The organism is Armatimonas sp., from assembly GCF_964826245.1.
In genome coordinates this window covers 1-10,588 of record NZ_CBAYMC010000155.1, presented here as the reverse complement: position 1 = coordinate 10,588, position 10,588 = coordinate 1, and the positions used below count along the sequence as shown (strand labels likewise).

Annotated in this window: 7 protein-coding genes; 4 read left to right on the top strand and 3 right to left on the bottom strand. The window is 57.3% G+C overall.

Annotated features, from left to right (window positions below; translation table 11 throughout):
- Window positions 1-702: 702 nt before the first annotated feature.
- The 3 genes from AC1XOS_RS14735 to AC1XOS_RS14725 all read right to left on the bottom strand — a co-directional run bounded on the left by AC1XOS_RS14735 (window position 703) and on the right by AC1XOS_RS14725 (window position 2,816).
- The gene (locus AC1XOS_RS14735; RefSeq protein WP_481962983.1) at window positions 703-1,716 is read right to left on the bottom strand and encodes a Gfo/Idh/MocA family protein; all 1,014 of its coding nucleotides are present in this window, start codon (window positions 1,714-1,716) and stop codon (window positions 703-705) included.
- Window positions 1,717-1,834: 118 nt separating this feature from the next.
- Window positions 1,835-2,305: a PilZ domain-containing protein gene (locus AC1XOS_RS14730; RefSeq protein WP_481962982.1), complete on the bottom strand. Its 471-nt coding sequence runs from the start codon at window positions 2,303-2,305 to the stop codon at window positions 1,835-1,837.
- 16 nt (window positions 2,306-2,321) lie between these two features.
- Window positions 2,322-2,816, bottom strand: coding sequence for a GNAT family N-acetyltransferase (locus tag AC1XOS_RS14725; protein ID WP_481962981.1), 495 nt, complete (start codon window positions 2,814-2,816; stop codon window positions 2,322-2,324).
- A gap of 155 nt (window positions 2,817-2,971) precedes the next feature.
- Here AC1XOS_RS14725 and AC1XOS_RS14720 point away from each other — a divergent pair, with 155 nt between their 5' ends.
- The 4 genes from AC1XOS_RS14720 to AC1XOS_RS14705 form a co-directional block, all read left to right on the top strand.
- Entirely contained in the window at window positions 2,972-5,611 is a 2,640-nt protein-coding gene (locus AC1XOS_RS14720; RefSeq protein WP_481962980.1) for a PA domain-containing protein, read from the top strand.
- Between the two features lie 45 nt (window positions 5,612-5,656).
- The gene (locus tag AC1XOS_RS14715; RefSeq protein WP_481962979.1) at window positions 5,657-7,612 is read left to right on the top strand and encodes an ABC transporter permease; all 1,956 of its coding nucleotides are present in this window, start codon (window positions 5,657-5,659) and stop codon (window positions 7,610-7,612) included.
- A 13-nt stretch (window positions 7,613-7,625) separates the two neighbouring features.
- Complete coding sequence (locus AC1XOS_RS14710; protein WP_481962978.1) at window positions 7,626-9,674, top strand: OPT family oligopeptide transporter; 2,049 nt, start codon at window positions 7,626-7,628, stop codon at window positions 9,672-9,674.
- Between the two features lie 7 nt (window positions 9,675-9,681).
- Window positions 9,682-10,588 (top strand): hypothetical protein (locus AC1XOS_RS14705; protein WP_481962977.1); only part of this gene is annotated, 907 nt, incomplete at its 3' end.

Genomic DNA, 10,588 nt, shown 5'->3' with positions numbered 1-10,588 from the left:
AAGTCTGCGAGACTCCAGGTTCGTCTCACCGGAGAAAAGTGACACAGCACACTACATTCAGAGGAGATCCGGCGTTCCACGAGAAATTAGCAACGCCTCGCATCCATTTGCCTCATCACTTATTTGTCTTGTACCCCTGTATGCTTGTTGACATTATTCTAAACTAGAGCTATACTCCAGACAGTCGGCTACAAGTCCGTGGTCGGCTACAAGTCCAGTGGAGATTGTTTAAAATGAAGTTTAGCTCACTTGCGATAGTTTCATTATTAAGTCTCGTCTTGTCTTCTCTGCCTGCCCATGCCCAATGGTCATTTAGTTCGCTGACAATAGAAGATACTTCTCCCATTGATCCATTTCCTTATTGTCTAGGTGGCACTGCACTCGTTACAAGCAGCGCTCCATCAGTATCAGATCCAGCAAATTGGCCTTTCGAGGATATACCTAATCCTTATAGCGTTCATGAGTTTTTGATTGGGCAGATTATTAGCGACTGCTCAATCCACTCATTGCCGATCTCATACGGCGCGGTGGGTCGGTGCCCAGCTATGTCCTGCAGAGAAATCAGGTACTCATTCAGGGAAGAACCTATTCATCCCAGGGACGCTCATGGCTGACGATCATGTTCGCAGTTCCTGAAGGGGCACTTGGAGCGCCACGGGTTCGGCTGACTATGACCCAGATCCCGCTTCCTCCCTAACCATACTACTTTCGGTAGCGTGTGGCCATTGCCGCCTCGGTGGCGCGGCGGGAGAGCTGGGTGACATGGAGGCCATCACGGGCTGAGGGAACATTGCCAAGGTTTCCGGTGTAGAGGGCATCGCGCCAGGCGGCGTACATGCCGTGGAAGTCTTTCTCACTGGCACCGGGAAGGCGCACGGTTCCCTGCCCGTTGCGCACCTCGAAGAACCAGCCGTCTCGGACGTAACGAATCAGGCCCTCGGTTCCGATCAGCTCGTAGGTGAAGATATCATAAGGATCACGAGCCGTGTGGGTGTAGGAAAAGCTAATCTCAACACACGTATGACAGCCACTGGCATGATCCATGTGCATCCAGACATGGCCGGGTGCCTCGTGCTCCTCGATCCAAGCCGCTGCCGCATGCTGCCGGACAACCTCAGAGCCTGTCCACCAGAGCGCGAGATCTATTTGGTGCACGCCACAGTCAACCAGCGGCCCACCTTCCTCGAAGCGCCCTAGCCGCCGTGCGGACTCAAAGCGATTGCCGTGCGCATCGGTCTCCCACTTGCCGTGCAGGTTCCAGAGGTAGATGAGGCGCTGGGCGCGAAGCTCGCCAATCACACCCTCATCAATCAGCTGCTTGATTCTCTGTGCAACGGGGCTAAAGCGGTAGCAAAGTGCGGTCGCGAAGAGGATTCCAGCTTTATCCGCAAGGGCGATCATCTCCTCGATCTCGTCTTCGTCCATTCCGAGAGGCTTCTCGCAGAGCACGTGCAGGCCATGCTGAGCCGCGCCACGCAGGTTGTCGAGGTGCACGGGTGCGGGGGACGTGATCGAGACGGCATCGAGCCCACAGCGCCAGAATGCCTCAATATCCGTGAAGGCATGGGCATCGGGGTAGCGTGCCGCGAGCCGGGCAAGTGCCTCGGGGTTCGGATCGTAGAGTGCGGCTAAACTTAGGCCATCCGTCTGGGCGATTGCGTGCGAGTGTCCGTAGTCGGCGACAACCCCACAGCCCATCAATCCAATTCGTTTCATAAAATCCTCACCCCCCCCATCCCCACCACCCTCGCTTCGCGGGGTACCCGGACGGGGGGGATATAAGAAAACTTCTTCCTATTTGTCCCCCCGCGTAGCGGGGGCTAGGAGGGAACTTTCAGCTCACGGCGTGGCGGGCGAGGAGGGCATCAATGAGGCCGCCTGACCAGTTGTCACGCTCGTCTTCATCACGGAACTCAAAGCGAATACCAGCTCGACCGTCGTTGTCTTTCCACATCACATCGCAGAGCACAAGCACGGCCTGCGACGAGGGTGATTTCAGTCGGGCTGGTGTCGGACCATCGGCGAAGCTGGGAAGTTTGTTGAGGCGCGCGCCCCCCACTCCCATGTCCATCACATCGGCAGGCTTCCAACCCGCGCTGTCATGAAGCTCTAGGCTCACCCCCTCAGGGAGTGGCCAGCGTCGGAACTCGCGGCGCTTTGCCCCCTGCTGGTCGGCCCTAGGGCGGCGAAACGGCTCGGCAGTACGCAGGCGCTCCAGCAAAGCCATTGCCTCGTCCTGACGGCGCAGGATCGCCTCCACATCATGAGGAATCTCAAACTCGGTGTTGTCGTCTTCAAGTGGCATGGCTCTATTATCGTCCCTAACGTGTACTTTCCTCACCATCCGCCTCGAGCATATCCACGTAGATGCCCGGCTCAGAACCTTCAATAACGGTCGCGCCGCAGCATTTCTCGTAGAAAGCCACCGGTCCTGCCCCGGCAATTATACCGTAGCCATAGCCAATTTCTTTCAGTCCGTGAAGTGCCGCGAGCAATAAAGCGGCTCCGACTCCCCGTCCTCGAAACGTAGGATCAACGCCCGTGGGGCCAAAAAAGCCCCGCATCGTGGCATCAACACAGGCAAACCCAATGACACGTTTCTCGTAGATCGCGATCCAGCAAGTAATCGGCTGGCGAGCGAAGCCCGCTTGGGTTTCATCGGCCCAGCTCTCCGAAAACGTTTTCGCAATAAAGCGGCGGGTGCGAGAAAGCTCAAAGGGAAACGCCCGGCGCACCACGATTCCCTCGGCACGAAGGCGCGCAAGTTCGTCGTCTACGGCAGGCAGTTTATAGAGCGGCACAATTAGATCAGGCATGTAAGCATTGTACCCAGATTCATCTCACGAAGTGGCTGACATACCCCTTTGGTTTCAGGCAGGAATTTGCCCTGGTTGCGGCGAATTAGCTTAACGTGCTATTATCACGACGAATACCTCCGGTGACGGGGGATGTGGTACGAAGGAACTTCTCGATGATGACTCTTGCGCGCGTTGTCCGTCAGGCGACACTCTTGCTGACGGCGCTAGTCGCAGTCTCTTCGTCGGTCCGGGCAGCAGTTGACCCGGCTCTGGCGGAAAAGTATAAAGCTCTGACAGCGACGGTGAATGATCAAGCGCTGGCACAGACCATTCGCGAGCTGTCCTCAAATGGCTCGCGGGTCGTGGGCTACCCCGGTGAAAAATACGCCGCCGCCTATGTTGAGCAGGAGTTCAAGAAGCTCTTTGGCAGTGACAATGTGAAGTCTGAGATGTTCACGGCGACGGTGCCGATGGACAAGGGAGCACGGCTTGATGCCAATGGCAAGACCTACCCCCTCTACTGCATCTGGCCTAATCTTGTCCGCACCAGCCAGCTCCCCGAGGAGGGACTGAGCGGGCCATTGATCTACGCGGGCAATGGGCTGCTCGGCTCCTTTAACGGCAAAGAGGTCGAAGGCGCGATTGTTCTCGTAGACTTCAACTCCGGCACCGACTGGCTCAACGCACCGCGTCTCGGGGCCAAGGCCGTGGTCTTTATCGAGCCCGACAAGACCATGCGCGGTGAGGCTGAGGCCAAGTTCGTCTCGATTCCTCTCTCGATCCCCCGCTTCTTTATCAAAAAGAGCGATGCCGCCGCGCTTCAAGCCCTCTCCCTTTCCCGCAAGAGCTTAAAGGCGACGCTCCACGCGGAGATGAAGTGGGATCGGGTGCAGGCCAAGAACTTTATCGGCGTGCTTCCCGGCCAGAGCAAAGACCCCAAGATCGCCAAGCAGATTATCGTGGTGCAGTCCTACTACGACGGCATGTCCGTTGTCCCGGCACTCGCTCCCGCAGCCGAGCAGGCAGGCGGAATCGCGGGGCTCTTGCAGACTGCGCGGACGTTTCAGAAGGTCGGACATGAGCGCACGATCTGGTTTTTAGCCACTTCAGGCCACTGCCTTGGGCTCCAAGGCGTCCGCGAGTTCCTCGACAACCACATAGACGACTGGCAAGTCCCCGGCCCCTTCGCCAAGCTCTTTGGGCAGGCCAAAGACCCGAGTGACCCGATCTATCTCTGGGTAGGCTTAGACCTCGCAAGCCAGACCCGCTCGCTGGGGATTTTCTATAAAGCGCATCTGGTTAATGTCCGGGAAGATACCCAGAATCTCTACTCCGATATCGCCCGTGTGGCCCGTGAGAACAACGACAAAGTCGCGGAAGTCTTAGGCTACGATGCCAAGAAGCGCTTCTCGGATGGTGTCAATCCCGTGGATGGCAAGAGCTGGCGCAACTTTATCCCCGGAAAGCCTGCCTTCGACTCCGAGATTGTCGGGATGGCAGGTGGCTTTGGCGTCACCTTCGCCTCCATTGACGACTCCCGCAACCAAGTTGACACGCCCTTTGACACGTTTGAGAAAGTCAATATCGCCAATCTAGCGCTCCAGCTCAAGACCTTTGTGTGTTTGCTCCAGCACTATGTCAACGATCCCAACGACCAGAATGCCGACCCCAAGAAGCAGATCCCACTCTACAAGACCTGCCAGTGGACACGCATGGGCCTGCGCTCAGGCTTTGCCACCCTCAAGGGCCGTGTTCGAGAGTATGAGCCGCGACGCTCGCTAGTGCCAAGCGACCCCGTAGACCGCGCTTTAGTGGTCGTGCCGCACAACTCCAACACCAAGAGCTTTATCGGAGTACGCGCCAACTTTATCCAGATGGTTGGGGATGACCAGGGTGGCTTTACGGGTAAAGAGGGCAAGTCCAGTTTTGCCTTTAAGGGGCTGCCCCCCACGACAGCGGATAACCAGGAACACCGTGTCGAGTCGTACCACATGGACGAGAAGACCGGCGACATTGACTACGCTCCCGATAAAGGCGTCACGGGAGCGGCCTACCCGAGCCAGTTTCGGATCACCACGGGCGATAAAGAAGTCCTCTCCGTTGTCTTTCCCTGCGTCGCTACCAATATCTTTGACTTAGTGGATCAGCAAGCTCTTCGCACGCTCTCCACCATGACGATCTATGATGGGGTTTCCAACGGCGAGCCACGGCAGTTTGGTTATTCCCTGGCCAAGCCAGAGCCCGGCGTGAGCTATGTTGAAGACACGGCTGTGGTCTTTGCTCGGCGCGGTGATGAGTTTAGCTCGGGTAAAGACCGAAACGCGGCAACAAACAAGCTGCGCCAGTTCAAGATCATCATGGGCAGTGGCCCCGCTGCCACACGCTTCCTCCTCATTAACTCCACAATAGCCAACCCTGAGGGCGAGGGCTATGTGATGGGAGCGGGCGAGGGGCAAGATGCCGTGGAGTCGTCGCGCTCCTCGGCGATTATCCACACCGCGCTACGCGTTGCCCAAGACATGTGGAAGCTCGATGACTTCCGCATCCAGCGCCTCATCAAGAACAATATTCGCAACAAGGGCATTGAGAGTCTCCATGCCAATGCCAAGGAGTTTATTGACAAGGCCGAGGCGGCTTTAGCGGCAAAGGACTACCAGCGCTTTGATACCTATGCACGCGCTGCCTGGGGCTACGAGAGCCGTGCCTACCCTGATGTTACCAAGACCCAGCAGGACGTGGTCAATGGCGTGATTTTTTATCTTGCGCTGATGATTCCGTTAGCCTATTTCCTAGAGCGCCTGCTCTTTGGCTAATCGGATCTTAAGCGCCAGCTTGGGGCGGTCTTTTTAATCTTTTTGGTGATCTTTGGCATCTTCGCCGCGATCCACCCCGCGTTTCGGATCACGCTCAACGCCGGAATTATCCTGCTGGCCTTCATCATGATGGCCCTCTCGGTACTGGTCACGGTGCTGGTCTGGCAGAAGTTTGAGCAGCAGCTCAAGCAGCAGTCCAAAGAGACCCAGGGCACCCACTCACTGGACGCCGGAAAAGGCTCGATTGCCGTTGCTGCGTTCGCGCTCGGGGTGGCGAACATGCGCCGCCGCGCCACTCGAACCGCGCTGACGTGTGCGACTCTGGTTTTGCTGACGTTTACGGTGCTCGCGTTTACGTCTATTGTGCAAGAGCTGCGTTTCAACCAAGTCCCTGCGCCGGGTAAGCCGCTCTACAACGGGATTCTATTACGCGACCCGAACTGGAACGCGCTTCAGCAGGTGGCCTACCGCCTGCTCGACGATGAGTTTGGGAACACGCGTCAGGTAGCGCCACGCGGCTGGTTCTTAGGGACGCAACCGGGTGAGCAGACATTTCTAACACTCAAGCGTGCGGATAGAGAGTTTGGCGCGAAGGGTGGCGTCGGGCTCTCTCCTAACGAGGCCAAGGTCACGCATGCTGATGAGGCACTCGCAGCCGGGCGCTGGTTTGCCCCCGGTGACACGCTGGTGATGATCCTGCCACGTAAGATCGCTGATAACCTGCGCATCTCGGATGCTGATGTGACCAATGCTTCGGCCAAAGTGAGCTTCTCTGGTCAGGACTACAGTGTCATTGGGATCTTGGACCAGGACAAGTTCAAGCAGATCATGGACCACGACCAGGAGCCGCTCACTCCCGTGGACTTCGTGCAGATGCAGCAGCTCCAGAAGCAGGGCAAGACCGACAGCTCTAGCGGGTTCCAGCAGTATCTTCACCTAGACTCCGACGTGATCTTTTTTGTCCCGTATCAAACTCTGATTAACCTAGGTGGCGACCTGAGATCCGTGGCCATTGGCTACGGCGACGATGAAGGGGCGGTTGTTAAAGAGCTCAAAGAAAATCTCATGAAGCGCTTTGACATGAACCTGTATGCTGCGAGTGAAAAGCTCAGGGATAAGCCAGGTAAGATCGAGCGGTTCTCGTCGGTGGGCGCAACAAAGGGCGAAGACTTTGGAACGATTCTCATCCCAATCTTAATCGCCGCGCTGATTGTTCTCAACACGATGCTGGGCTCGGTCTTTGAGCGCGTGAAAGAGATCCATATCTTTAGCTCCATTGGCCTCTCACCCAGCAACATCGGGACACTGTTTATGGCGGAGGCGCTGGTCTACGCGATCCTGGGCTCCGTCTCGGGCTACGTTCTAGGTCAGGGAATTAGCAAGCTCCTCTCGACGTTTCACTTGATGCAGGGGCTCTCGCTGAACTTCTCATCGGTGAGTGCGGTTCTCTCAACTCTCGTCGTGGTGGCCGTCGTGCTTCTCTCTACTCTCTGGCCCGCGAAGAAAGCCTCCGAAGTCGCCAGCCCATCCAGCACACGCACCTGGTCTGTTCCTGATCCGGTCGGCGATGACTGGGCGATCCGCCTCCCCTTTGCGGTCACGGGCGATCAAGCTGCTGGTGTGAATGGCTTCTTGGCAGAGTGGTTCCAGAGCTACGAAGGCTACTCAGTCGGCGACTTTATCACCGAGGGAATCTTCCGCGAGACCTTTGAGTCCGAGAAGGGCACCGGCTACCGGATCGGGTGTAAAGCCTGGCTCGCTCCGTTTGATCTTGGCGTCTCCCAGATGATCCGCCTGGAGACGATTCCCACGGACTTTGAGGATGTCTTTGACCTCAAGCTGACGCTTCACCGGGTCTCAGGGGATGTGTCCAACTGGAAACGCGTCAACCGGCGCTTTATGAACACACTCCGAAAACAGTTTCTCGTCTGGCGAACTCTCAGTGGCGCGGAGCGCGAGCGCTACTTGACCGAGACGGAGTTTGCGAGTGTGGAGGCGTAAAATGGCAAACGACATGGATGAATTAAACAATCGTGAAGACGTAGCGACGCCGCATCACAGCGACAGCCAAGATCACAGTGTCGAAGACGCACGCGAGTTTATCGAAGCGGAGTCTCAGGGCGATGATAGTACGTTCGACGAAGGCTTTACCGCCAAGACCATTATCGGCTCTATCTTTGTCAGCTTAATCATGACGGCGGGCGCGATCTACCTTGGGCTCGTTGCAGGATCGGGTCTTGGGGCAGCCGCGCAGTGGGTGACCATCGTTCTCTTTGCAGAGGTCGCCCGGCGCTCGTTCTTGCCCCTAAAGCGCCAGGAGATCTTTCTCCTCTACTACGTCGCCGGTGGCCTTGCTGCCGTGGCGGGAGCAGATCGTGGGATCTCCGGGGGGCCGTTTGGCTGGCTCATCTGGAACCAATACTACATCCAGAGCCCACAGGCGGCCTCAATCGCGCGGGAAATCCCTTGGTTCTCCAGCCCTCAACCAGGATCTGCGGCGCTCGATCAGCGTAACTTCTTCCACCCGGACTGGTGGGGCCCCATTGGGGTGATGATGATCCATCAGACCCTGGAGCGCCTGTCTTGGCTCCCAGCGGGCTACATTCTCTTCCGTGCCACGAGCGATATCGAGCGCCTCCCCTTCCCCCTTGCCTCCGTTGCTGCCTCGGGAGCGACAGCACTTGCGGAGGCTGGCAATAAAGAGGACTCTTGGCGCTGGCGTATATTCTCCACAGGAACCGTCATTGGGCTTATCTTTGGTGCGATCTATGTCGCGATTCCGATTCTGACCAGTACGGCTTTTGGAAAAGCGGTCACCCTGATCCCGATTCCCTTCATTGACTTCATGGCGTCCACGGAGACAATTCTGCCGGCAGCGCCTGTAGGCTACTCGGGCGATCTCGGAAAGATTCTCACGGGCTTTGTTCTTCCCTTTGAGATGGTTGTGGCGACCTTTATCTCGTCTATTGTCTTCCAGCTGGGCCTTAACCCGATTCTTTACAAGCAAGGAATTCTGCACCAGTGGCACCCCGGAACCGAGTCTATCGAGACACGCGTTGTCAACCACTTTGATTTCTGGCTCTCCGCCGGTATTGGAATTCAGCTTGCGATTGCGGTTATTGGAATCTATATTATTGTAAAAGGCTCTCTTGAGGCATCGCGTGGGCTCAATCGTGCGGGACGTGGTGCGTGGCACGAAGTTCCTGCGGGGCGCGGTGACAAAGCGGGCTGGTGGAAGATCGCACTAGGGATCTGGCTTCTGGCGACGCTTGGCTACATTGCCTTCACCCACTACTTGCTGCCTGATTTCCCGATTCTATTGTTACTGGGCTATGGTCTACTACTCACCCCCATCAACTCTTATGTCGCGGCCCGTATGTTTGGTCTCACCAGTCAAGATGCGCAGTTCCCGTTTGTCAAAGAGCTGACCGTCATGGAGTCTGGCTATAAAAAGATTGATGTCTGGTTTGCCCCCATGCCCATCCACGACTATGGTGCGCTCGCACAGCGCTTCCGAGAAGTGGAGCTGACCAAGACCAAGTTCACCTCGATCTTAAAGGCGGAGCTCTTAATGTTCCCCTTGATCATGCTCGGCGGCTTTATCTACTGGTCTTTTATCTGGGGGACTAGCCAGATTCCTTCCAGTCAGTATCCGTTTGCCCAGCGTATGTGGCCGCTGATTGCCTCACAGCAGGCGATCTGGAACCAGATTAACAAGGCCGGTGGCGCGTCATGGGTATTGGACTCGATCAAGCCCGCCTTCATCATGGGGGGTGGCGTAGCAACTCTGGCGCTCTACGGGGTAATGTACGTTGCAAAGCTCCCGATGCTAGCGTTCTACGGCGCGGCGGGTGGTGCCAATGCGCTCCCGGCGGACACAATCCCGATGTTTGTGGGAGCGTGTTTGGGAAAGTTCTACTTTGCCAAGCGCTACGGTGTCGAGAAATGGCGCAACTACGCTCCGGTGCTCCTGGCGGGCTTTGCCTGTGGCACGGGTCTGATATCGATGGCCGCCATTGCGCTCGCCCTCATTGCCAAGGCGGTTCAGCCGCTTCCCTTCTAGCAAAACGATGACTGCCGCTCCTGCCTCCCCAAAACCCATCAAGCGCCAGACCAAGCTTTTAGGCTGGCAGGGCTTCAGCCTGCGTGTCCCAGAAGACTGGGACTTGACGGGCTTTTCGGGCAGCTACGATGAGGGCTACCTGCGCATAGACGATGGCGAAGAGCAGGGCTTGGAGCTAAAGTGGGCCACGGAGCCTAAGAAGACCAAGAAACCCATAGACATCGAGGTGCGTGGCGAGTCGTATTTGGCCTCTCTGGCACGCGTCGCGAAGAAGAAACGCCTCGCTTTTGAGAGCGAGCTAACTCCCCTCCCCCGAGGCGTGCAGCGCGATGAACGCGAGGGCTTTGGTTTCAAGTGGACGGGTGACCGGAAGGCTTTTGGGGCGCTCTGGCACTGCAAAGAGACGCGCCGCGTGGTGATCGCCCAGGTGTTGGGGGATCGCAGTGGTCGCAAAGGACTCGCAGGTGCCTCTGAGATCATTCTTGCCTCAGTTGAGAACCGCGACGCAGAAGCGGGCTGGCGGCTCTGGTCGCTCTACGATCTCAAGATCGAGCTCCCCAGTCGTTTCCAGCTTGCGAGCCAGCAGCTCATGAATGTCTACCTACGCCTCTCGTTGGTGGATGGCACAGATCGTCTAAGCGTGGAACAGTGGGCTGTTGCGAATGTCGCACGCAAAGATGCCTACTTGGATGCCTGGCTGGAGGTCAATGCGCGCGGCGAGCTGACCCAGGCTCACTACAAGGCCGAAGAGTCGAGCGTGGCTGGCCACGCGGCGGTAGCGATGCGCGGCGGACTGGCATTTGGCCCGGCTTGGGTACAAGCATCACGTGAGCTGATGAGTCTGCGCATTCCCGCGACTCGCTTCTCTGCCCGCGCCTGGCACTGTGAGCCCTCCAATAAGATCTACCTTGTCC

Excerpts from the sequence above, each read along its gene's own strand:
- AC1XOS_RS14710 (WP_481962978.1), top strand. The coding sequence starts at position 7,626 with ATGGATGAATTAAACAATCGTGAAGACGTAGCGACGCCGCATCACAGC.
- AC1XOS_RS14730 (WP_481962982.1), bottom strand. The coding sequence starts at position 2,305 with ATGCCACTTGAAGACGACAACACCGAGTTTGAGATTCCTCATGATGTG.
- AC1XOS_RS14725 (WP_481962981.1), bottom strand. The coding sequence starts at position 2,816 with ATGCCTGATCTAATTGTGCCGCTCTATAAACTGCCTGCCGTAGACGAC.
- AC1XOS_RS14720 (WP_481962980.1), top strand. The coding sequence starts at position 2,972 with ATGATGACTCTTGCGCGCGTTGTCCGTCAGGCGACACTCTTGCTGACG.
- AC1XOS_RS14735 (WP_481962983.1), bottom strand. The coding sequence starts at position 1,716 with ATGAAACGAATTGGATTGATGGGCTGTGGGGTTGTCGCCGACTACGGA.